Origin of the sequence: Christiangramia sp. OXR-203, assembly GCF_034372165.1 — a bacterium.
Lineage (GTDB): Bacteria > Bacteroidota > Bacteroidia > Flavobacteriales > Flavobacteriaceae > Christiangramia.
Genome location: NZ_CP139698.1, coordinates 1784656 through 1807054 on the forward strand (window position 1 = coordinate 1784656; position 22399 = coordinate 1807054).

Annotated in this window: 24 protein-coding genes; 17 read left to right on the forward strand and 7 right to left on the reverse strand. The window is 37.0% G+C overall.

Translation table 11 applies throughout. The features are described from left to right. Positions 1-13 precede the first annotated feature (13 nt). From T8I65_RS08100 to T8I65_RS08150, 11 genes are all read left to right on the forward strand, one after another. Entirely contained in the window at positions 14-718 is a 705-nt protein-coding gene (locus T8I65_RS08100; RefSeq protein ID WP_322300216.1) for an OmpA family protein, read from the forward strand. 76 nt (positions 719-794) lie between these two features. Continuing rightward, on the forward strand, positions 795-1919 hold the full coding sequence (locus tag T8I65_RS08105) for an NAD(P)/FAD-dependent oxidoreductase (RefSeq protein WP_322300217.1): 1125 nt from the start codon (positions 795-797) through the stop codon (positions 1917-1919). Beyond that, positions 1912-2619, forward strand: coding sequence for a methyltransferase domain-containing protein (locus T8I65_RS08110; RefSeq protein ID WP_322300218.1), 708 nt, complete (start codon positions 1912-1914; stop codon positions 2617-2619). The genes T8I65_RS08105 and T8I65_RS08110 overlap by 8 nt, the downstream gene beginning before the upstream one ends. Positions 2620-2623: 4 nt before the next feature. Beyond that, the gene (locus T8I65_RS08115) at positions 2624-3676 is read left to right on the forward strand and encodes a type III polyketide synthase (protein ID WP_322300219.1); all 1053 of its coding nucleotides are present in this window, start codon (positions 2624-2626) and stop codon (positions 3674-3676) included. Then, positions 3670-4464, forward strand: a complete 795-nt coding sequence (locus T8I65_RS08120; RefSeq protein ID WP_322300220.1) for an SDR family oxidoreductase — start codon at positions 3670-3672, stop codon at positions 4462-4464. Before T8I65_RS08115 ends, T8I65_RS08120 begins: the two co-directional genes overlap by 7 nt. Positions 4465-4475: 11 nt before the next feature. Continuing rightward, positions 4476-4922: a 3-hydroxyacyl-ACP dehydratase FabZ family protein gene (locus T8I65_RS08125; RefSeq protein WP_322300221.1), complete on the forward strand. Its 447-nt coding sequence runs from the start codon at positions 4476-4478 to the stop codon at positions 4920-4922. Beyond that, a complete protein-coding gene (locus T8I65_RS08130; protein WP_322300222.1) occupies positions 4919-6193 on the forward strand; it encodes a beta-ketoacyl-[acyl-carrier-protein] synthase family protein in 1275 nt (424 codons plus the stop codon). Before T8I65_RS08125 ends, T8I65_RS08130 begins: the two co-directional genes overlap by 4 nt. 3 nt (positions 6194-6196) lie before the next feature. Continuing rightward, on the forward strand, positions 6197-6448 hold the full coding sequence (locus tag T8I65_RS08135; RefSeq protein WP_322300223.1) for an acyl carrier protein: 252 nt from the start codon (positions 6197-6199) through the stop codon (positions 6446-6448). Then, positions 6445-6996 (forward strand): 4'-phosphopantetheinyl transferase superfamily protein, encoded by a 552-nt coding sequence (locus T8I65_RS08140; RefSeq protein WP_322300224.1) that lies wholly within the window; start codon positions 6445-6447, stop codon positions 6994-6996. Before T8I65_RS08135 ends, T8I65_RS08140 begins: the two co-directional genes overlap by 4 nt. 81 nt (positions 6997-7077) lie before the next feature. Further along, positions 7078-7794 (forward strand): hypothetical protein, encoded by a 717-nt coding sequence (locus tag T8I65_RS08145; protein WP_322300225.1) that lies wholly within the window; start codon positions 7078-7080, stop codon positions 7792-7794. A 342-nt stretch (positions 7795-8136) separates the two neighbouring features. After that, entirely contained in the window at positions 8137-10122 is a 1986-nt protein-coding gene (locus tag T8I65_RS08150; protein ID WP_322300226.1) for an aconitate hydratase, read from the forward strand. 65 nt (positions 10123-10187) lie between these two features. Here the strand turns inward: T8I65_RS08150 and T8I65_RS08155 are convergent, their stop codons facing one another. Beyond that, complete coding sequence (locus T8I65_RS08155; RefSeq protein WP_026916205.1) at positions 10188-10487, reverse strand: HPF/RaiA family ribosome-associated protein; 300 nt, start codon at positions 10485-10487, stop codon at positions 10188-10190. Positions 10488-10677: 190 nt separating this feature from the next. Here T8I65_RS08155 and T8I65_RS08160 point away from each other — a divergent pair, with 190 nt between their 5' ends. The 5 genes from T8I65_RS08160 (at position 10678) to T8I65_RS08180 (ending at position 13181) form a co-directional block, all read left to right on the forward strand. Next, positions 10678-11133: a nucleoside deaminase gene (locus tag T8I65_RS08160; protein ID WP_322300227.1), complete on the forward strand. Its 456-nt coding sequence runs from the start codon at positions 10678-10680 to the stop codon at positions 11131-11133. Between the two features lie 27 nt (positions 11134-11160). Continuing rightward, on the forward strand, positions 11161-12015 hold the full coding sequence (locus T8I65_RS08165) for a formate/nitrite transporter family protein (RefSeq protein ID WP_322300228.1): 855 nt from the start codon (positions 11161-11163) through the stop codon (positions 12013-12015). A 68-nt stretch (positions 12016-12083) separates the two neighbouring features. Then, a complete protein-coding gene (locus T8I65_RS08170; RefSeq protein ID WP_322300229.1) occupies positions 12084-12287 on the forward strand; it encodes a hypothetical protein in 204 nt (67 codons plus the stop codon). Next, complete coding sequence (locus T8I65_RS08175) at positions 12284-12775, forward strand: DUF4251 domain-containing protein (protein ID WP_322300230.1); 492 nt, start codon at positions 12284-12286, stop codon at positions 12773-12775. The genes T8I65_RS08170 and T8I65_RS08175 overlap by 4 nt, the downstream gene beginning before the upstream one ends. Positions 12776-12821: 46 nt before the next feature. Continuing rightward, positions 12822-13181, forward strand: coding sequence for a DoxX family protein (locus T8I65_RS08180; RefSeq protein ID WP_322300231.1), 360 nt, complete (start codon positions 12822-12824; stop codon positions 13179-13181). 2 nt (positions 13182-13183) lie between these two features. Here T8I65_RS08180 and T8I65_RS08185 read toward each other — a convergent pair whose 3' ends face one another. Further along, on the reverse strand, positions 13184-13663 hold the full coding sequence (locus tag T8I65_RS08185) for a peptide-methionine (S)-S-oxide reductase (protein WP_322300232.1): 480 nt from the start codon (positions 13661-13663) through the stop codon (positions 13184-13186). A 62-nt stretch (positions 13664-13725) separates the two neighbouring features. Between T8I65_RS08185 and T8I65_RS08190 the strand changes: the two genes are divergently transcribed. After that, complete coding sequence (locus tag T8I65_RS08190) at positions 13726-14346, forward strand: SOS response-associated peptidase (protein ID WP_322300233.1); 621 nt, start codon at positions 13726-13728, stop codon at positions 14344-14346. Here the strand turns inward: T8I65_RS08190 and T8I65_RS08195 are convergent. The 5 genes from T8I65_RS08195 to T8I65_RS08215 all read right to left on the reverse strand — a co-directional run bounded on the left by T8I65_RS08195 (position 14343) and on the right by T8I65_RS08215 (position 22369). Then, positions 14343-15377: an MBL fold metallo-hydrolase gene (locus T8I65_RS08195; protein ID WP_322300234.1), complete on the reverse strand. Its 1035-nt coding sequence runs from the start codon at positions 15375-15377 to the stop codon at positions 14343-14345. The two genes, T8I65_RS08190 and T8I65_RS08195, sit on opposite strands and share 4 nt — an antisense overlap. 2 nt (positions 15378-15379) lie before the next feature. Further along, positions 15380-15817 (reverse strand): PepSY-like domain-containing protein, encoded by a 438-nt coding sequence (locus tag T8I65_RS08200; protein ID WP_322300235.1) that lies wholly within the window; start codon positions 15815-15817, stop codon positions 15380-15382. Positions 15818-15882: 65 nt separating this feature from the next. Then, positions 15883-16281 carry a response regulator gene (locus tag T8I65_RS08205; protein ID WP_322300236.1) on the reverse strand — a complete coding sequence of 133 codons (399 nt, stop codon included), beginning with the start codon at positions 16279-16281 and terminating at the stop codon, positions 15883-15885. Between the two features lie 135 nt (positions 16282-16416). Next, positions 16417-19305, reverse strand: coding sequence for a PAS domain S-box protein (locus tag T8I65_RS08210; protein ID WP_322300237.1), 2889 nt, complete (start codon positions 19303-19305; stop codon positions 16417-16419). Positions 19306-19534: 229 nt separating this feature from the next. Further along, a complete protein-coding gene (locus tag T8I65_RS08215) occupies positions 19535-22369 on the reverse strand; it encodes a pitrilysin family protein (RefSeq protein WP_322300238.1) in 2835 nt (944 codons plus the stop codon). Positions 22370-22399: the final 30 nt, after the last annotated feature.

The following is a 22399-nucleotide window of genomic DNA, read 5'->3' on the forward strand; positions in this document are numbered from 1 at the left end:
TATACAGAAAGCTATGAAAACAGTAATTAATAGAATGTTCGTAATACTTTTTGCATCCACACTTTTATTTGGATGTGATGCAGTACAGAACGCAAATAATAAGCAAAAAGGTGCTGTGATAGGTACTGCAGGCGGAGCCGTAATTGGTGGCGTAATAGGTAACAACACGGGTGATGGTAATACTGCTCTTGGATCCATCATTGGTGGCGTTGTTGGTGGTGCAGCCGGAGCTATTATTGGAAATAGAATGGATGAACAGGCTAAAAAGATCGAGAATGAGATTCCTGGAGCGGAAGTTGAAAGAGTTGGTGAAGGGATTAACGTCACATTTGACGAAAATAGCGGAGTTTATTTCGATACCGAGAAATATGCAATCAACGCAAAATCCCAGGAAACGTTGAATAAGCTCGCTGGTATTTTTAAAGAGTATCCTCAAACAAATGTTCTGGTTGAAGGTCATACCGATAATACAGGTAGTGACAGTTATAACCTAACCTTATCAAAAAACAGAGCACAAGCGGTTACTGGCTACCTTGTAGATAACGGAATTGAAAAAGGAAGATTTACTACAAAATGGTATGGTGAAACTCAACCAAAGTACGATAACTCTACTGCTGATGGAAGAGCAAAGAATAGAAGAGTAGAGCTTGCTATTGTAGCTAATGAAGAATTAAAAGAAGAGGCTAAGGAACAGGCCGAGCAGCAAGATGGTAACTAAGATTTTATTTTAAATTAATTGTGAAAGATCCCGGTTTATGCCGGGATTTTTTATGATTAATAGCTAAATTCAAAAAATGAATTCAAGAGATGTTATTATACTGGGAGGAGGACTAGCAGGTCTTGTAGCAGGGATACATCTCATAAATGCTGGTGCTAATGTTTGCCTGATTGAAAAAGACTCATATCCAAGACATAGGGTATGTGGAGAATACTTGTCCAATGAAGTAAAATCGTATTTGGAATTTCTAGGCCTTGATTTACAGAGTATTCATATCCCAGAACTTGCAAGGATGCAATTTAGCACACAGAGAGGGCATGCACTTGAATGCGAGCTAGATCTTGGAGGAATGGGTATTAGTAGGTATACTCTAGATCATCTTTTATTCCAAAGATTTTTAAAAGTAGGAGGTGAAATTATTCAGACAACTGCTGAAAATTGTAAATTTCAGGAGAACATTTTTTCAGTTCATTGCAAGAACGGTAAAACTCTCGAAGCAAATTTTGTACTCGGGGCATATGGCAAGAGGTCCAGTCTTGACAAGATTCTTAAGCGATCCTTTATAAATAAAAGATCTGCATGGATGGGTGTTAAGGCCCATTACGATAACAAGGATTTTCCTGATGATCTGGTAGCACTGCATAACTTTCGAGGAGGATATTGCGGACTGTCAAGAACCGATCTTGATACTGTGAATGTCTGTTATCTGGCGACTTATGAATCATTTCAGAAACATGGAAATATTAAAGCATTTGAGAACAAGGTTCTTAGCCGTAATCCATTTTTAGAGGATTTTTTTCAGAATTCAACCATGGTCTTCGAAAAACCTTTGAGTATCGCCCAAATTTCATTTGAAAATAAGAAAATGTTCGAAAATCATATGATCATGATCGGGGACGCGGCAGGTCTAATTCATCCATTATCAGGTAACGGAATGGCGATGGCCATACGTAGCGCTAAGCTGGCTTCGGAAGCATTATTAGAGTTCAAGCTAGATCCTAACGACCGGGAAAGAATAGAATCAAATTATACTCATTCCTGGAAAAATAATTTTAGAACAAGAATGAAAACTGGCAGGATACTTCAGAAGGTACTAATGCAGGAAAAGCTGAGTAATATTTCACAAAGTTTTGTACAGCATGTGCCCGGATTACTTCCGAAGATCATAAAACTAACCCACGGAAAAGAAATGCATGTCTAAAATAGATACAACAAAACGATCTCTCGAGCCTGAAATCATGGACGATTTTGACTTTAGAGGTGAAGAATTGAGAATAACTCTGGAGGATCTTGAAAAGGTCAATTCCTGGCTGGGCGGTAATCAAATTAGTATAGATGGTCTGAAGAAACTGGATCTTGATAAAAATACAGAAATCTCAATCGTAGATGTAGGTTGTGGTAATGGAGCAATGTTACGTAAAATAGCAGATTGGGGCAGAAAGGAAAAGTTAAAACTAAAACTTACAGGAGTAGATGCCAATGCATATGCCATCGAGATTGCACAGAATCTATCCAAAGAATATCCTGAAATATACTTTGCAGCTCAGAATATCTTTAGCTCAGAATTTCGCAGCTCAAATTTTGATGTTGTGATGTGTACGCTAACATTACATCATTTCAAGGATTCCCAGATTCCGGAAATTTTGCATCAGTTCTACGATCAGTCTAAAATAGCAGTGATCATCAATGACCTGCAACGTTCAGCAATAGCTTACAGATTGTTTAAAATGTTCTGCGCGGTATTTGTGAACAATGAAATTGCCAGGAAAGATGGTCTCATCTCAATTTTGCGAGGTTTTAAAGAACATGATATAAATAAATATATGAATGCTATTAAAGTTGATACCTACTCGATCGAATGGAAATGGGCTTTCAGATATCTATGGATCATTAACAAATAATAGAATGAGTGTACATATAGTAAACGTTGAAAAGCAATTACCGGAATATTTTCGGGAAACCAAGGATATCATACCTCTGGTAGAAGATTGGCTTGGTGACCAGGATGACAGATTCCGTAGAAAAATTGTTAAGATTTTTGAAGGTGCAGCCGTAGATAGGCGCTATTCGATCATGGATCCTGAGGAAGTCTTTACTGCAACTTCATTTGAGGATAAAAATAATATTTATGTAAGAGAGGTTAAGAAGCTGGGTAGCCAGGTTTTAAAAAAGTCGTTGGCTGCTGCAAACTGGGATGCTCAAAGTATCGATTTTATCATAACCGTAAGTTGTACCGGGATCATGATTCCTTCTCTGGATGCTTATTTGATCAATGAATTAAAATTGAAACAGGATGTTACTCGTTTGCCGGTTACCGAAATGGGATGTGCGGCAGGTATTTCTGGAATGATATACGCTCAAAATTTTTTGAAATCAAATCCAGGAAAACGTGCCGCTGTGATTGCTGTTGAAAGTCCTACGGCTACTTTTCAACTTTCAGATCTAAGTATGGCGAATATGGTAAGTGCCGCAATTTTCGGGGATGGGGCGGCTTGTGTATTACTTTCTTCTGAAGAAGGTCTTGATAGCCCGAGAATTATTGGAGAAGAAATGTACCATTTCTATGATGCGACACAAATGATGGGCTTTGATCTCAAGAATGAAGGTCTGCAAATGATTCTTGATCCGGCGGTTCCTGAAACTATATCCAAGCATTTTCCGAAAATCGTTCATCCGTTTCTCGAAAAACATGGATCTTCTATACAAAAAGTGGATCATTTAATATTTCATCCTGGTGGGAAAAAAATAGTGCAGACAGTTTCTGAACTTTTTGGTAACTTAGGTAAGAATATTGACGATACTCGCGAAGTGTTGAAATTATTCGGAAATATGAGCAGCGCCACGGTACTTTACGTTCTGGAAAGATTTCTGGATAAAGATATTGCTAAGGGTGAACAGGGATTGATGTTAAGTTTTGGACCTGGTTTTTCTGCTCAACGAATTTTGATAGAATGGTAAAAGACTTCAGAAATACAGATTATTGGGCGGTAATACTTGGAGGTAGTAGCGGTCTTGGGTATGCGAGTGCAAAGAAGCTTGCAAACCACGGAATGAATATTATTATAATCCACCGCGACAGAAGATCTGAAATTGAAGATATAGAAGAAGCTTTTGAAAGTATACGTAAAACTGGTGTGGAATTTCGCAGTTTTAATACAGATGCAATTCAGAAGGAGAACCGGAATGAACTCGTTTTAAATATCAAGAAATCTCTTGGTAAGCATGGTAAGGTAAGAACCCTTTTACATAGTATCGCAAAGGGTAATTTAAAACCTATGCTAGGAGATGAACAAACTCTGAGTAATATCGACTTTCAGTTGACCATAGATGCCATGGCATTAAGCCTGTATGACTGGACTCAGGAACTATATAGAAATGACCTTTTCGCGAAAGATGCCCGTGTGATCGCTTTTACCAGTGAAGGAAATAAAAAGGCATGGAAAAATTATGCAGCAGTTTCAGCAGCAAAAGTAACTCTGGAATCCTTAACCAGAGGGATCGCTCTTGAGTTTGCTGAAAAAGGAATTCGCGCAAATTGTATTCAGGCGGGTATAACGGTTACTAGATCTTTCCAGATGATTCCGGGCAATCAAACTCTTAGGGAACATGCTTTGAAACACAATCCATTCAAAAGATTAACAGTCCCGGATGATGTCGCAAACGTTGTCTATTTACTGAGTAAAGATGAAGCATCCTGGATTACCGGGAGTATCATCCCTGTTAATGGTGGTGAGCACTTAATGTAAATTCGCAGTTCTTGAAAAGTATAGAAATAACCTCCAAACTACCTTATTCAGCACCTTTTCTATTCGTAGACGAAATCACGTCTGTCAGCGAGAATACTATTGAAGGTAATTACCTTTTCAATAAATCCCATGATTTTTATCGTGGCCATTTCAAGGTTAATCCTGTAACTCCGGGAGTGATCCTGGCTGAATGTATGGCGCAAATTGGTGTGGTCTCCCTTGGTATCTACTTGTTAAGTAAGCAGAGTGAGGCTTCTGCAACCCCTCGCATCGCTATGACTTCTTCTAATGTGGAATTTATTAAACCCGTTTATCCTGGCGAAAAAGTATTCGTAAAGTCTGAAAAAAAATACTTTAGATTTAATAAATTAAAGTGCGTGGTGATCATGACTGATACTGAAGAAAACATTATATGCCGGGGTGAAATTTCGGGAATGATTTTAAAAGCTGAATCATGAGTAGAAGAGTAGTGATTACTGGATTGGGTGTTGCCGCGCCTAATGCAATTGGAATTGATCAATTTGACCAGGCTTTGAGGAATGGCAATAGCGGAATCAAATTCTACCAGAATCTAAAAGATCTTAATTTCAGTTGCCAGATAGGAGGGAAGCCACCGGTTACTCAAGAGATGATAGACCAGTATTTTAATCCGCTTCAGCAAAAAGGCTTGAATAGCAGCGGACTCATTTATGGAGTGATGGCTGGCGTAGATGCGTGGAAGGATGCCATGCTTCCAATTTCTTCGGAAGAGGATCCAGACTGGAATTCAGGGATCATTTTTGGCACTGGAATCCTTGGAGTCGACAAATTTAGACAAGCGATCCATCTGATTGATGCCGGGAAAACCAGAAGATTGGGAAGCACGAGTGTAATCCAGACGATGGCTAGCGGTATTAGTGCTTACTTAGGAGGAATGCTAGGTTGCGGTAACCAGGTAACAACAAATTCTTCCGCATGTACTACAGGAAATGAAGCGATTATCCTTGGATATGACCGGATAATTTCAGGGAAGGCTCAAAGAATGCTGGTTGGAAGTTGCGGTGATGATGGACCTTATGTTTGGGGAGGATTTGACGCGATGAGGATTCTTCCGGGGAAATACAATGATAATCCAGAAGAAGCTTCCAGACCTATGAGTGCAACTGCTTCTGGATTTGTGCCGGGAAGTGGAGCAGGAGCTCTGCTGCTTGAATCGCTGGAATCTGCTTTGCAAAGAGGAGCAAATATTTATGCGGAAGTACTTGGGGGAGCTATCAATAGTGGCGGTCAGAGAGCTGGTGGAAGTATGACCGCAGCAAATAATGAAGCTGTGCAAAGATGTATAAAGGATGCTATTAGTTTTGCTGGAATTCAGGCTGAAGATATAGACTATATAAATGGACATCTCACAGCTACTACCAGAGATGCTACAGAAATCGAGAACTGGACTTCTGCACTCGGACTTTCAGGAGAAAAATTTCCGAAGATTAATTCCCTGAAAGGCATGACCGGACACTGTTTGAGTGCTTCTGGTTCAATTGAAAGTGTTGCTAGTATACTTCAGATTAAAAATCAATATGTATTCGGGAATATTAACTGTGAAGATGTTCATCCAGATATAATTGATTTAATCGATGGCTCCTGTATTCCGAAGAAAACATTAGATTTTGGTATTAATATCGCAGCTAAAGCCAGTTTTGGTTTTGGAGATGTAAATGCGGTCACTATCTTTAAACGGTATAAAAAATAGCTAATGACCAATCAGGATATAATTTCTAAGATTAAAACAATTGTCACTCCATATACTCAGCGTACAGAAGGCTTATCTGAATTCGATGAAAGCACCAACTTTTTAAATGACCTTGAGATCAATTCTGCTAATCTGGTTGACGTAGTGCTGGATGTTGAAGATGAATTTGATATTGAAATCGACAATGAATCCATGGACGGAATGATGACTGTAGGTGATGCCAGGGATATCATCGTCAAAAAACTGGATGATTGATCATTGGAAATGATATTATAGATCTTGAGATCGCACTGGATAAACCAAGGTTAAAGAATGATCGCTTTTTATCCAAAGTTTTTACAAAGAATGAAATTACGCAAATTCATTTACACCCTAATCCGGAACTGGCAATCTGGAAAATGTGGTCGATGAAGGAAACAGCCTATAAAGCTCATCAAAGACTTTTTCAACTCCCTGCCAGACTTGATCCAATAAGTTATGAATGCGATCTTGATAAGCTATATGTTATAAAAGATAAGAATACATATATAATTAATTTGGAAAACGACGAGAATCAAATTTACTCCTGGCTGGAGTTTAAAAATTTAGAACATATTAAACTCCCATACTCTCCAAATTATAAGTCTGATTTTTTAAAAGAGTTTTCCATTCGAACAGACCTAGATCTTCGAAACATTGAACTCTGTAAAAACAACTTGGGAATTCCAGAATTGTTTGTGAAGAACACCAATAACAGCTTACCTATTTCGATCACCCACCATGGCAGGTTTGCTGCAATTTGCTTTCCGTTAATTAACTGCTAAAAGCAGTTAAACATTTAAAAACTCCATTGTTGTCTCTGCACCTCTTTTGTATCTTCAATCGAGAAATCAAAAATTAAAATTATGAAGCAAGTAGATAAAATGGAGATCGTTCACAGTCAGTCAGCTGAGTTTATTGAACAAGGCGAACAGGGAAAATTTTTGAAAATGATCCCGGATACTTTTCTTATCAAAGGAGATGAAGTGGATGGTAAGTATAATCAAGGTTACGCAATTAGACATTTAAATAGAAGAGACATCCTATTAATTGACGTTGTTGAAAAATCATCAAAAGCTGCGGTAAAAAAATTCGTGGAAGAAGGTTACCAGATCAAAGGTATTTTGATCACCTGTGACGCTATACTTGAGACTGCCTATGCAGATTTGAAAACTATTTCTGAAGATGCTGGTGGTGCTGCTATTTATGCTCATCCAAGAAATAATATTAAGGACGATTTTAAGACAAAAGATATCACAAAAAGAGATCCCGTGCTGGACAGTTTCTCTATCAATATTTTCGATCTTCCTGGTGCTAGTGGCGCTTCTGTAGTTGTTTATTCCGAAATTAATGACGGAATGCTATTTCCAGGAGAAGATGCTGTAGGATCTGATTATTCTTCTGATCTCACTACGTTCTCCAGACCTGAAAAAACTAATGCAAATAACGATTACGGATTAGCTGAGAGCTGGGCTGCTTTCGACACAGAATTCAGCTTTTTATTTCCTCGAAAGGGAAAACCAGGTTTCAATTTAGAAGAAGGAAATCAAATTGATATTCTAAACACTCTTGGAAAGAGCTAGTTTCTGAAGTATCAATATATAATATAAAAGGTTGTTTAGATAGATCTTACACGATCACGATTGCCCTGAATTCAGCAAATCCGTCGATGTAGTTTCTCTCAAAAGCAACCTTTTTTTATGAGAAAACTTGAAACATAAGAGTATGTAGAATCTCCAGAGACCTTATCGATTCAATTTCTGCAATCTTAAAACAAGCTAGAAAATAGCTAACTGAACATAAAGAAAATGCACTACTACCACTAAGCACAAGAATCCAAAAAACACTTACTTAAACTAAGGTTCTGTTAAACTGCTGCTGACTTCAGCTAAAACTTTCTAATTTAAAGAATAAATTAACCAACTATGTCAAAATTGAATGTCACTCAAAAATTAATCAAAGAACATTTACTGGAAGGGGAGATGACTCCCGGGAAGGAAATAGGAATAAAAATAGATCAGGCACTACTTCAGGATGCTACAGGAACTCTTGTACAATTGGAGTTGGAAGCGATGGGACTTAAGAAAGCTCAGACTGAAGTTGCAGTACAATATGTAGATCATAACCTGCTACAAACCGATTTTAAAAATGCTGATGATCACCTATTTCTACATTCTGCAGCTGAAAGATTTGGTCTATGGTATAGTAGGCCGGGAAATGGGGTAAGCCATCCTGTTCACATGCAAAGATTTGGAAAGCCAGGAAAAACCATGGTAGGATCTGATAGTCATACTCCGGCAGCCGGTTCTTTGGGAATGTTAGCGATAGGTACTGGAGGTCTTGATGTTGCGTCAGCAATTGCAGGTCAGCCATATTTCGTAAAGATGCCTGAGGTGATGGGAGTTAAACTAACTGGAAAATTACCAGATTGGGTGAGTGCAAAGGATGTGATTCTGGAAATGCTTAGACGTTACGATGTGAAAGGCGGAGTAGGGAAGGTTATCGAGTATTATGGAGATGGTCTTAAGAATCTAAGCGCCATGGACCGCCACGTGATCGCAAACATGGGAGCAGAACTTGGAGCTACGACTACTGTTTTTCCTAGTGATGAAGAAACAAAAAGATTTTTGAAATCTCAGGATAGAGAATCAGATTGGGTGGAACTGCTGGCAGATGAAGGTTGTGAGTATGAATATCATGATGAAATTATTCTTGATGATCTTATTCCCCTAATAGCATTTCCAACCAGTCCGGGTAATGTTGTTCCAGTTTCTGAAGTTGCAGGTAAAAGTATTAGCCAGGTAGTTATTGGGTCTTCAGCGAATCCTGGACTTAGAGACTTCTGGATCGCTGGAGCAATTGTAGAAGGGAAATCTGTTAATACAGATGTATCATTTGATATAAATCCAACATCAAGACAAATGATTCAGAATATGATCGAGAACAGAGCTTTTGCCAACTTAATCAAGGCAGGAGCAAGGTTTCACCAATCTGGATGTATGGGATGTATTGGAATGGGACAGGCACCAGCATCCGGAACCATCAGTTTGAGGACTATGCCTAGAAATTTTCCAGACAGATCTGGAACTAAAGATGACCAGGTACATTTATGTAGTCCTGAAACTGCGGCAGCTTCAGCGTTAACAGGAAAAATCACAGATCCAAGAGACCTGGAGAAATTATATGATATGAAATATCCTATATTTCAGCATCCTGAAATCGAGATTATTAATACGGATATGCTAGTGGCTCCTCCGGAAGATGGGACAGATGTAGAGCTAGTTAAAGGTCCTAATATTCAATCCTTACCACATATAGACCCTATTCTAAGTGAATACGAAGTACCTGTACTTCTGAAAATGGGCGATAACGTATCTACAGACGAAATATTGAAGGCAGGTGCTGAAGTATTACCCTTCCGAAGTAATTTACCTGAGATTAGTAAGTATGCATTTACCGTTATTGATGAAACCTATTATGATCGAGCAATGGACACTAAAGATAGCCATGGAGGTCATATAGTAGTTGCGAAGGATAATTATGCGCAGGGTTCGAGTAGAGAACATGCTGCAATTGCTCCAAAATACCTTGGACAGGTCGCAGTAATAGCGAATTCTTACGCCAGAATCGCATGGCAGAATTTAGTGAATTTTGGAATTTTACCACTGGAATTTATAGATATATCTGACTATGAAAAGATCGAGCAGGGTGACATCGTGAAATTTGAAAACCTGCAAAGAGATATTAAAGAAAGAAATAACATTAAAGTTGTTGTGAAAAAGGAAAGTGGCAGTGAGGAAACTTTCGAAACAAAACACTCTATGAGTGATAGACAAATTCAGGTTCTACTGAAAGGTGGAATTATAAATGAATTCAAAGAGAAATTAGAGCAGGAAGATTTAACTGCTTAATTCAGTTTAAAAGTAATAAAAAAACCCTCTGAATAGAGGGTTTTTTTATTTTCAAGATCGCAATATTAGTGAGAACTCATTTTTGCCTTACGTTTTTCGCATTGTCTGTCAAGATCACGAACAGTCTCTGCAATTGATGCTTCGTAGGAGTTCTCGTTCGACTGTGCAAATATTTCCGGTCCTGGAGCACTCAATCTAACTTCAGTAATATATCCATTCGGCTTTTGATTTTCATCATGTTTGAAATAGATATTTGCTCTAACAATCCAGTCATATTTATTCTCAAGCTTCTCTAACTTTTTTTCAGTAAAAGCTTCAAGATTTTCACTTTTATCAATGTTTACAAATTCAAATACAGTTTCCATTTAATTCAATTTTTTGATTGTTTAAATTAACCTAATATCTCTTGGGACACCAAGCCTGTTATGGCTCTTTTAGCAAAGTTTTAATAAAGTATTTAGAGCATTCTTATTACTTACTTAAAGTATTTCTAATAAATAGATAAAGAATACAAAACAAGTATTGCTGGGTAGGTTCAATCATTACTTTTGTTATATGAAAACAAAGGACTTACCCAAAAAGATGATGGGAAAAGCTATTTCCCTGGCAAAAGAAGGAGCTGAAAGCGAAAACGGTGGTCCATTTGGAGCAGTGATCACGAAAGGAGAAGAGATCATTGCAGCAACTTACAATAGAGTTTCTGGAGATCAGGACTGCACTCAGCATGCAGAATTAAGAGCAATACAATTAGCTTGTAAACAACTCGGGACTAAAAACCTGGAAGGTTGCGTGTTGTACACCAGTTGCGAGCCATGTATGATGTGTCTTGGAGCAGCCCATTGGGCAAATTTTGACTATATTTACTATGCGGCTTCTGCTGAAGATGCCAAGGAAAATGGATTTTTGTACTCAGATTTGTATTATAACTCTTCTAAGGAAAACAGACATCAGGAGTTCAAAATGATACAATTATGTAGAGACGAAGCGATGAAAGTCTGGATTAAGAAATAAATAATCATTACCCTACTCAAAATAAATATGAATAACGATCAGAAAAATGAAGAAGCTGAAAAAGTAAATAAAGAATTAGACAGTCAGGATTCTCAGGATAAAACCATGACTAAAACACATGGTGAGATCTTAAAAGAACAGATCATTGAAGGTTGTGAAACCTATGATCGTAGTAAGAGTAGCATTCTACTAAGTTCATTTACTGCAGGACTCGAAATTGGTTTCAGTTTTCTTATGTTATGCTCATTATTCAGCTTTCTGGAAGGCAAAGTTGCTGAAGAAACTATATTTAAACTAATAGCTTTCGTTTATCCCATTGGATTTATTCTGGTTGTCCTGGGAAAATCCATATTATTTACAGAACAGACTTCTTTACTAGCATTGCCGGTATTAAATAATCGTAGAAGTGTTTGGAGCTTATTCCAAATTTGGGGAGTAGTTATTTTCGGTAACCTGGCAGGAGGCATGCTTATGGGTCTTACGGTCTCATGGCTTGGCTCCGGATTAAACTTGTTTGAAGCCGAAGTAATTGCTAAAATTGGTGAGCACTTTGTAGACTACGATATACTAACAATCTTTTTAAGTGCTATTATGGCCGGTTGGTTAATGGGCCTTTTAAGCTGGCTGGTCACTTCTTCTAAGGAAACTACGGCAGAGATCCTGATTATTTATTTGATTACCGCAGTAATGGGCTTTACAGGATTGCATCATAGTATCATTGGTCATATTGAAATTTTTGCAGGGATGCTGGTTTCGGATAAGATAACCTTTCTTGTATATCTAAAAACATTGGGAACTGCATTGGCAGGTAATGCTGTTGGTGCAACAGTATTCGTGGCATTACTAAAGTATAGAGCATTTGTATTCAATATCAAGATGTAAAACGAATGTTAAACTCAGATTAATCCTGAGGTTATAGATTTTCAATTAATTAAATTAAGAAAAAAATTATGGCAAACACTAACGATAAAGATCAGGCAGACTGGCAGAAAAATTCAGGAAGACCTTCTAATTTTAATGAAAAAGATGAGAGTCTTTATAAAGGAGAAAATGGTAACCTGAGAGTGAAAAAAGAGAAAGACGGTCTTAGTGATGAAGAGGATCAAACTATTCAGGACACTTTAGATAGTCTCGAAGGAAACGAGGAAGAATGAAGAGGTTAGTTCTTCTAATGTTTGGCTTGTTTAGCTTTATATGCATTTCTTCTTGTAAAAGCACTAAAGATAATACTTCAGATTTGAGTGAGTTACTCACGCTGATTGAATCAAGATCTTTTGATATAGAGAATAACTGGGCCTTACCACTACTTGGCGCTCAGATCAACCTGGTGACTAACGATAATCATTTGAGATTTAGAAAGGATTCAATCGATATATTTTTACCATATTTTGGAGTAAGACAGTTTTCTGGTGGATATAATGCTGAAGCCGGTATTCGTTATGAAGGATTATTAAATGACCTTAAAATAGATTCCAGTCACGCAGATAAAGTGAAATTGAGATTCGAAACCAGTACAGGGACTGAACAGATTAGATATATCCTAACGATGTATCCCAATGGAAAATCTAATTTGCAGTTATTAATGAATCAACGAGATAATATTTCTTATAGAGGTTTCTATTCAAAAGAGGAAGTAAAGTAAAATATCCTATTTTACATAATATAAATTATAGTTCAAACATATATACTTGGAATACTTGAGTACTCTTACATTCTTAGTCTATTTCTCATCTATATCGTTTCTTTTCTTCGGAATAAGTTGTTTCACCACGGAACCTATGAAAACCGAATTTATCCGTTACGGTCTCACGAGCTACCTTAAACTCGTAGGTGCATTACAGATCCTCGGAGCTATCGGTTTACTTGTAGGCTATTATTATGAACCGATCCTGGCAATAAGTTCCGCCATTGGGCTTGCGGTACTAATGATCTTCGGTTACGGCGTCCGCAGAAAAATAAAGGATAATTTTATACAATCTGCACCATCATTTATCTATGCTGTTTTCAATATTTACTTAGCTTATGCATTATACGCCCTTAATTATTAGCATTATTCTTTAAGTAAAGTTTTGAATTCCTTTAAAAGTAAATCCAGTTTAGGCTGTATATATCTGGTGCAAAATGGTCGCTGAGGATCTGTTTGATAGTAATTTCTAATTTCAGCACGTGATTCCTTGAAGCATGCTAATTCATAGGCTCTAGTTACAAACTTTGACCCAGCGCTATTCTCAATTGTCTTCAAAGTTTGCCTGGTTTTTCTCAGCTCTAATTGGTTGTACACATATACAGCCGACCTGTATTTGTGCCGCATGCTATGATCTTTCATACTTTGATGAGTTCTCAAATGGATAAGAATAAGATCTTCCAAAATTACCATTTCTGGATCATAATTCATGATTATCCCTTCGTAAAACTGATCTGGCAATTCCTTAGCAGAAATATATCCCTGTCGTACATTATATACCCCTTTAACAGCTTTGAAAACTGCTTCTGTACACCAGTGGCAACCACCTCCGAGTCCTATTTTCATTAAATTAACTTTTAACTATCTTCTTAGTTTCAACGAATGCTTAAATTTATAAAAAGTGTTTTATGTGTTATCGTACTAAGTTGAATAAAAAGATCTTTTCCCTGGAAAAATCATTGGATGCCAGGTTTTTGGAACCAGATAAATACCAGCCCCAACTAGAGATCAACGCCTTTAGTTTTTCTGAAACTCCTGTAATTACGTACGATAGTCCTGGTGAGATACAAATGTTCCCATGGGGTTTAATTCCCTTCTGGGCTAAAGATGATACTATTAAAAAAATGACTTTAAATAGTAAAATAGAAACTGCAGCTGAAAAACCAGCTTTCAGAAATTCTGTAGATAATAGATGCCTCGTGATTGCTGAAGCCTATTACGAATGGCAATGGCTTGACCCGAAAGGTAAAACCAAACAAAAATTCATATTGGAGCCGAGGGATCAGGAGATATTTGCTTTCGCCGGAATATTCTCTACCTGGAAGAATCCTGAAAATAATAATATCATCAACTCCTACTCTATCCTAACTACAGAAGCCAATGATTTAATGAGCAAGGTTCATAATAATAAAAAGCGGATGCCAGTAGTTTTAAAATCTCAGGATCATAAAAACTGGTTGCAAGGTAGTGATTTAAGAAATTTTGCCTTTCCATATGATGTTCCGCTAACAGCTACCGCTATCGATTAATCATACTGCTTCCACCAGTTTACTTTCTTGCTGCTTTGAATTGTAAATATTTCTCCTGGTTCCGGAATACAATAATTCTGATCCTTTGCCGCATCAATGAATCTTTCTACAGGATCTAACCAGTGATGTAATGAGAGTGCAAAACCGGCCCAATGCACAGGCATTATATTTTTAACCTGTGAATCCCTGGCTGCCTGCACACATTCTTCCGGATACATATGAATTTGCTTCCATTTTTCATCATATTGCCCGCATTCCATAAAGCCAAAATCAAAAGGCCCCAGTCTGTGACCAATCTCCACAAAATGGCTACCGTAACCACTGTCTCCGCTAAACCAGATATTTTCTGTAGCGGTTTTTAGATTCCAACCACCCCAAAGTCCCTGAGCTCTGTCATTTAAACCTCTACCCGAGAAATGTCTTGTTGGTGTAAAGGTAATTTCTATTCCGCCTACATTAATTTTATCCCACCAATCATATTCCTTGATCCTTTCAGGTTCTACACCCCATTTTTCTAAATGTCTTCCTACGCCCAAAGCGGTATGAAAAACTTTAGTTTTATGCTGAAGTTTTTTTATGCTTTCAAGATCGAGATGATCGTAATGATCATGTGATATTAGAACAAGGTCAATCTCAGGAAGTTCGTCCAGTATGTGTAAGGTATTAGTCGAAAAACGCTTAATACTAAATGGTGAAATTGGCGCGGCATCAGGACCGAACATTGGATCTATAAGGATCGTTAGCTCATTTATACGTAGCAAAATTACAGAATGACCGAACCAGATCATCTTACTATCTACTGAAGGCTTTAAAAATTCCTGTAAATTAAAAGCTTTGATCTGAATTTCTTTCGATGGCTGCCGACCATTCTTCTCAAAAAACTGTTTGTACAATAGTTTAGGAATATCTTTGATATGGATATCCATTCCAGTCTTTTTCAGATTCATGAACCTGGCTTCTTTCCAGTTCTCAGATCGCTCGTATCTTTTTATATTCTCTTCGGAAGCATTTGCACCAAATTGATCAAACATAATTATTTAATGATAGTTCCATCTGGTTTGAACATAACATCTTTATTTTTTCCTTTTTGCTTAAACTCCACATCGAAAAATTCACCTTTGGTTGCTGATTCAACATGTTCTACTTCAGTGATCTCATAATTTGAATAATCTCTTTCTATTATTTCTAATATGACCTCGGGAAGTTCCTTCTTCTTCACGTCGTTTTCGGTTTCAACCCAGGTACCATCTGCATTAAAGTCTGCACGATATTTTTCTCCATCCTTCTTAAAATGAGATTCCCAGTAGCCATGATCGTCCTTTTCCCAATCCGGATCATTTTCACCCGGATATTTCTTCTGAAATGCAGTTTTAACTACTTCCGGAACGGTCTCTTCCTCTTCTTTGTTTTCCTGACAGCTCATCACACTGATACTAAGAGCAAACACTCCAGCATATATAAATCTTTTCATAATAGTAATTTATATAAAACTAAAAACTTAATTCCAGGGAGTTTCAAACGAAATCATAAAGTTTCTCAGGAAGAGAGATTCAGATCTAAATCTTGCATCGTAGCTTTCCGAAGTGGTTTAGAAAGAAAGGCTTTGACCATAGGATACCTGACTTTTTCCGGATCGAAATCTTCTATCGCAGATGTTAGAATATAAACTTTAAACATTTTTTTAATGCTGGTATCAAACTTTAAAAATTCATCCAGAAAATCCCAACCAGTCATTGTAGGCATATTCACATCTAAAAAGATGATCATTTTGCGATCTCCTTCATATTTCTTACAAGATTGCAAGTAAGCCAAACCTTTTTCTGGTTCCTGAAAAACCTTAACACGGGCATTGGAATCGAATTTCTCAATTACTAATTTGCAGATTAGATTATTTACAGGATCGTCATCTACGATTATGTAATCATGAATTTTCAATGTCAGTATTTTTATTATTATTAGAAAATTCGATGGTTACTTTAGTCCATTCATTTAATTTACTGTCGATACTGATTTTTCCTCCAATTAGCTCTAGTTGAGTTTTCACCATGAACAGTCCCATTCCCTTGCCTTCTATATGCAAATGCTGTCGCTTGTATAATTGGAATAATTCTTCTTTGTTCGTGCCCAGTTTAATTCAAGACCATTATCCAGGAATATGAGACTATTAAATTCTTTATTCGAGGTACTTGTGATTTTAAGTACTAAATCTCTATCTGGATGTTTGTATTTTATACTATTCAGTATCAAATTATAAAAAACGCTATGCAGGTAACTTCTTGACGTTAGCATGCCTTCCCAATCCTTAAAATCTGTCTTAATTCTGATTTTTTGATTTTCTAAAATGGATCCCGTCATTTGCAAAACATCATCTGTGAGACACTGGAAATTTACATGCTCTCTAGCCCGGTTGTAATCAGCTTTCACTTTTAGAATATTGTTAAGATCACGAACTACCATATCGAGTCGTTCTACATTCTTTAGCATGTCTGATACTAATTTCTCTTTAGTAGCTGAATCTATTTCATCATCTGCTATGATCTCAGAAATACCAATGATATTCGCTACAGGCGCTCTTAAATTATGCGACACTATATAACTAAATTGTTCTAAACCTTTATTGGCACTCACAAGCTCATTTGTATAACTTGTGAGATTCTCATTAAGTTCTCTCAATTTAAGTTCAGACCTCTTAAGCTTGCTTATATCTGAAAATATGCAAATAATTCCGTTAAGCTGACCATCCTGATTTGTTATCCCGGATATTGTAATTTGTACGGGAAAACTTCTACCATCGCTTTTTCTACCATCATACTGACTATGAAAAGTATGATCGTAAGCAACCTTTTCCAATATGTCATTTAATAAATCGGTCTCATGAAGATCTGGAAACATCAATTCTATTAAATTTTCATTTTGAACCTCTTCAAATTTCCATCCATAAATTTTTTCAGCAGCAGCATTGAAGTATTTAATATTGCCCTGGTCATCTGTCGCTACAACTCCCTGTCCAATTCTACTAAGGATGTTTGCTTGAAACTTATTCTCATCTTCAGCCTTTACCCTGTCTGAGATATCAATACCAACACATTGTAATTCTCCCGTACCGTTTTCATTTTCCAGAAATACCATATCCCAGATAGTGGCTTTATGGAGATTGTCCTTTCCAAGTTTTGTAATTTCTAACTGATAATTTTTGAATGGAGATTTTAAACATGTCTCACTAATTTCCATAATTTTATCGTAGTGCCCGGGCAGAGTATCTATCAGGCTGTTTTTGCCAATTGGATCATTGTTTGGATAAAGCCAGCCAAAGTCTTCAATATACCGGTCGTTGCAATAGGTGAAATTACCCTGAAGATCTATTCGTATAAAATAGTTTGTTTGTGATTGAATTAGACTTTTATACCTATTTTCACTAATTGCTAATTTTTCAAAGTTTACTTTTTTCTCTGTTATATCCTGTAAGGTTCCTTTTCCCCCCACTATACTTCCGTTTTCCTCTAAAGGACTAACAATAACATTCAACCATCTAATTTTTGAATTGGAGACTTTTATACGTAGTTCTATATTTTTGGTCTCCCTTCTTACTAAAACGGACTGTTTTAGGTTTTCGAATTTTGGAATATCTTCATCCACCACGAGATTGCGGAACTCGGTTATCTCTAAATCTCTGCAATTGGAAATATCAAGAATACTCGCAACTTCCCCGGAACAATAGACTGAGTTCTCTTTTAGATTAATTTCAAGATATCCAATTCTGGCAATTTTCTCTGCGTACTGTAATTTCTTGGCAGTTTCATTGATCTGGTCTATGTATTTTTTTTGGATCGAAATATCCCGAATAATATTGGCAGTTTTAAGAATCTTTTTGCCATTGCGTTCAATTGGAAGAATGGAAGAAGCTACTTCAGCAGGAAATATTGAACCATCTTTTCTCTTTAGTTGCATCTCAGACTTTGCTTTTCCTGTAACTTCGCGTTCCTTCAGCATTTCTGCCATCTCTTCTTCACTGGTATGAACAACATCGCTTCTGTGCAAACCTATTATTTCAGACTCTTCCATACCCAACATCGCACACATTGCAGGATTTGCAGCGGTAATAAATCCATCGGTTTTAGCAAGAATGATCCCGTCGATACTATTCTCATAGAAAGCTCTAAGCTTTTCATCCTTTTCCCTTAGTTGCCTATCTTTCAATTTTTCTTCAGTGATATCCCGAAACTTTACGATAACACCATCAATACCTTCATCGTTAAAGTGGTTTTTAAAGATACATTTGAAGACTCCTATGGTATCTACTATTTCAATGTTGAGTATGTTTTCTATGCGCTGCTCATTGTGAATACATTCATTAAATAATTCATAGAATTGAATTGGATTCTCGAATTTGATAACCTCATTAATTGTGGATCCCAGCACTCTTGTATGAGCTCTGAATAAATTTTGAATTGAAGGGCTACTATAGGTAATTTTGGCTTCACGGTTTAAGATGCAAACTATTTCATGTGAAGACTCCACTAGTTTGCGAAATCTGTTCTCACTGAACCGAATCTGCTTTTCCATTTGCGAACGTTCCCGTTCTAATTTACATCGGCTAATTGCATTATGTATCGCAGGTACGAGCCTTTCAGGCCTATCCTTAAATAGAAAATCATTTGCTCCCTTCTCCATCAGCTTTACCGCTGCACCTGGCGGCAGAGAGCCCGAAAATATTATAAACGGTAATAAACTATCCTTTTTCCTTACAATTTCCAAGGCATCCTCTGAGTCGAGATCTGGTAGGTTATGGTCACAAAGTATAATATCAAAATGATGATTTTGGAAAAGGAATTCGAATTCATCTCTACGTGTAGCCAGATGAATTTCAATATCAGTTTTCTCCAGATGCCTTGTTACTAAATACGCATCTGTATCTGAATCTTCTACATGTAATAGTTGAATTGATTTCGTATTCGACATACAAGTTCGATCGATTAGGCATTGAATAAATTCACAGTAAGAACTGAAAATATATTCTAGAAATTTTGGATTAGATTGATGATATAACTAAAATACCTAATATTTCTTGTTAACAAAAAATTATGGCTAATTTATTTGTGTTAATTTATTGATTATATGATGATTCTATAAACAAACAGCGCGACAAGGTCGCGCTGTTTATCTTGTTTCAAAAATCTTCTAAATTATTCTACTGAGTAATTTTATTAGCGTAAATGTCAAGTTCAATTACAGGTTTCCCTAATTTCTTTACCTCTTCTAATTGTGTGGCCTTATCCCCTACTACCAGGTAAATCATCTCCTTTTCGTTCAGGTATTCAGTAATAACAGATTTAAAATCTTTTTCTGTCATATTCATTAATTCTTCCTGTTGCGATTCAATAAAATCTTCAGATTTGTTGTACTTACTTATGTCTCTCAGAATACCCAATTTAGCACCTAAACTTTCATATGAACGGGTGTTTTCTTTCAGTAATTTATTCTGAGTAAGTTCTACTTCCGCAGGACCAAAATCATTGGAATAATTTGTAACCATTTCTTCTATGATCTTAAGAGAAGGGAGTGTAGCATTCGCCCTTACACTAGTTGAAATATAAAACGGTGAAATTGTCTCATTCTTAGATATGCCGGAATAAGCACCATAGGTATAGCCTTTTTCTATTCTTAAAGTCTGAAATAATTTACCGCTAGAGCCACCACCAAGAATTTCATTCGCAAAATTTAGCTTACTGGCATCTTCATCATTTTCGGTAAGAACCAGTTTGCCAATCATAATAACAGATTGTTTAGCATCAGGAACATCAATGAAGTATAATGTGCCTGGTTCACCTTCAGCACTTATTTCAGAAGTAGAAATAACAGGAGCTTCAGTCGCCCAGTCGTCAGCCATAGTTGAGATGACATCCAAAACCTGTTTCTGATCCATTGCTCCAGCGATATGGAACTTCGCATTTTCTGGTGATAACTTATCGTAGTAAGATCTAAGATCCTCCATATTAATATCTGCGGTAGTTTTTAATGTGCCGTTTACAGGTACTCCAAAACTATGACTATCTCCATATAAAAGTTTATAGAACGCTGTGGATGCAATCGCCTGCGGATTTGCTTCCCGATCTTTCAAATTTGTTTCGAGAGCCTGTTTTAATCTGGACAATTCGGTTACATCCCATCTCGGTTCCATCAAAATCTCTTCAACTAATTTCATGGTACCTTCAAAATTCTTACTAAGACAGGTTCCTGAAATACTAAAACCTTCATTCCCGGTACTTATGTAGACATTAGCTCCCAATAGTCCAAGAGCTTCTTCCAGTTCAGCCGGAGTTTTATTAGCTGTCCCTTGTAGCATCAAATCACTTAGCAGGTAAGAAACTCCTTCTTTTCCAACTGGATCCAAACGCTGTCCACCTGGAATTGTTATATCAAATTGTACAAGTGGAATTTCATTATTATCAATTCCAAAGACCTGCATCCCATTTTTAAGCTCAGCAGTCCAGATTTCCGGTGACTTAAATAATGGCAGATCACCAAAATCAGGTTCACTACGATCATATTTTGAAGGAGTTTTATCATACACAGCCTCTTTTCCCTGGCTAACTTCTTCGCTAGCTACATCCTTCTTTACTTCTTCTATCCAAACTTCGGCTTCTTCGGAATTTTCTATGGCGAGGTCTATGATTCCTTTTGGAACTACACTGGTCATAATGTAGTGCTGATCTTTAATATACTTATTATAAACGCGCATTACATCTTCTGAAGTTACCTTATTAGTAAGTTCAGCAGTTTTTGTTAGATAGCCCGGATCACCATTAAATTCGTTATCCTGCACCAACTGAAAAGCTTTATTGAGTACGGTGCTAACTCCCTGATATAATCGAGTTTCAAGTTCAGCTTTAATTCTTTTGAGATCATCCTCGCTTACACCAGCTTTCTCAAATCTTGTAAAACCATTTTGAATCGCAATATGCACGCTATCCAGATCTATGCCGGCATTGGCCCTTACTCTAACAACGAACTCACCAGCAAGTTCACTACTGCTTTGATAAGTACTAATACGAGGTGCAAATTTGGATTCTTCTACTACCGTTTGATACAAAGGTGATTTTTTGCTTCCACTTAATAACTGCCCTAAAATTTGAAGAGCGTACATATCCTCATTATAATCTTCCACTGTTGGATAAATCATTCTAAGCTCGGGAAGTTTTGCAAAATTATCTTCGAAGTATAAATTTTTTGTGGTTTCAAGTTCTACGGGCATCGCTTCTATAGGCTCAACCTCTGGTCCTGAGGGAATCTCACCAAACCATTGTCTAACGAGCTTCTTAGTTTCCTCTATTTGAATATCTCCAGCAATGACCAGGGAAGCATTGGCCGCTCCATAGTATTGTTTATAGAATTCCTTTACATCCTCAAGGGTTGCCGACTGTAAATCTGGTAGCTGACCTATAACCGTCCAATTATAAGGATGATCTTTTGGGTAAAGATTTTTCCTTATGATCTCGTCTGTATATCCATATGGAGCATTATCTACACGCTGGCGTTTTTCATTCTTAACGACCTGCTTTTCACGATCAAGGGCAGCCTGCGTAACTGTATTGATCATATATCCAAATCTATCTGAATCGATCCAGAGTATCTTTTCGAAAGCATCTTTAGGTACCACTTCGTAATAAACAGTACCATCGCTCCAGGTTCCACCATTTCTACTTCCACCCCACTCGGGGATCATTTTACGGTTGGCACCCACGGGAACGTTTTCAGAATCGTTAAAACTCATGTGTTCAAAGAAATGAGCAAATCCTGTTTTGCCAGGTTTCTCACGGTTAGAACCTACGTGCATCATGGTAGCAACAGCAACTATTGGATCGCTATGATCCTCGTGTAAAATTACTTCCAGACCATTCTCTAGAGTAAACTTTTCATAATTAAGTTTGAATTCAGGAATTTGCTGAGTTGCTTCTGAAGATTGACCCACACTAACACCAGATAATAAAAAAACTGATATTAGAAAAAAATAAAATTTTCTCATTGAAGAATAAATTAGTTACTCTCCCAAAAT

Excerpts from the sequence above, each read along its gene's own strand:
- T8I65_RS08100 (WP_322300216.1), top strand. The coding sequence starts at position 14 with ATGAAAACAGTAATTAATAGAATGTTCGTAATACTTTTTGCATCCACA.
- T8I65_RS08105 (WP_322300217.1), top strand. The coding sequence starts at position 795 with ATGAATTCAAGAGATGTTATTATACTGGGAGGAGGACTAGCAGGTCTT.
- T8I65_RS08110 (WP_322300218.1), top strand. The coding sequence starts at position 1,912 with ATGTCTAAAATAGATACAACAAAACGATCTCTCGAGCCTGAAATCATG.
- T8I65_RS08115 (WP_322300219.1), top strand. The coding sequence starts at position 2,624 with ATGAGTGTACATATAGTAAACGTTGAAAAGCAATTACCGGAATATTTT.
- T8I65_RS08120 (WP_322300220.1), top strand. The coding sequence starts at position 3,670 with ATGGTAAAAGACTTCAGAAATACAGATTATTGGGCGGTAATACTTGGA.
- T8I65_RS08130 (WP_322300222.1), top strand. The coding sequence starts at position 4,919 with ATGAGTAGAAGAGTAGTGATTACTGGATTGGGTGTTGCCGCGCCTAAT.
- T8I65_RS08135 (WP_322300223.1), top strand. The coding sequence starts at position 6,197 with ATGACCAATCAGGATATAATTTCTAAGATTAAAACAATTGTCACTCCA.
- T8I65_RS08145 (WP_322300225.1), top strand. The coding sequence starts at position 7,078 with ATGAAGCAAGTAGATAAAATGGAGATCGTTCACAGTCAGTCAGCTGAG.
- T8I65_RS08150 (WP_322300226.1), top strand. The coding sequence starts at position 8,137 with ATGTCAAAATTGAATGTCACTCAAAAATTAATCAAAGAACATTTACTG.
- T8I65_RS08155 (WP_026916205.1), bottom strand. The coding sequence starts at position 10,487 with ATGGAAACTGTATTTGAATTTGTAAACATTGATAAAAGTGAAAATCTT.
- T8I65_RS08160 (WP_322300227.1), top strand. The coding sequence starts at position 10,678 with ATGAAAACAAAGGACTTACCCAAAAAGATGATGGGAAAAGCTATTTCC.
- T8I65_RS08165 (WP_322300228.1), top strand. The coding sequence starts at position 11,161 with ATGAATAACGATCAGAAAAATGAAGAAGCTGAAAAAGTAAATAAAGAA.
- T8I65_RS08170 (WP_322300229.1), top strand. The coding sequence starts at position 12,084 with ATGGCAAACACTAACGATAAAGATCAGGCAGACTGGCAGAAAAATTCA.
- T8I65_RS08175 (WP_322300230.1), top strand. The coding sequence starts at position 12,284 with ATGAAGAGGTTAGTTCTTCTAATGTTTGGCTTGTTTAGCTTTATATGC.
- T8I65_RS08185 (WP_322300232.1), bottom strand. The coding sequence starts at position 13,663 with ATGAAAATAGGACTCGGAGGTGGTTGCCACTGGTGTACAGAAGCAGTT.
- T8I65_RS08190 (WP_322300233.1), top strand. The coding sequence starts at position 13,726 with ATGTGTTATCGTACTAAGTTGAATAAAAAGATCTTTTCCCTGGAAAAA.
- T8I65_RS08195 (WP_322300234.1), bottom strand. The coding sequence starts at position 15,377 with ATGTTTGATCAATTTGGTGCAAATGCTTCCGAAGAGAATATAAAAAGA.
- T8I65_RS08200 (WP_322300235.1), bottom strand. The coding sequence starts at position 15,817 with ATGAAAAGATTTATATATGCTGGAGTGTTTGCTCTTAGTATCAGTGTG.
- T8I65_RS08210 (WP_322300237.1), bottom strand. The coding sequence starts at position 19,305 with ATGTCGAATACGAAATCAATTCAACTATTACATGTAGAAGATTCAGAT.
- T8I65_RS08215 (WP_322300238.1), bottom strand. The coding sequence starts at position 22,369 with ATGAGAAAATTTTATTTTTTTCTAATATCAGTTTTTTTATTATCTGGT.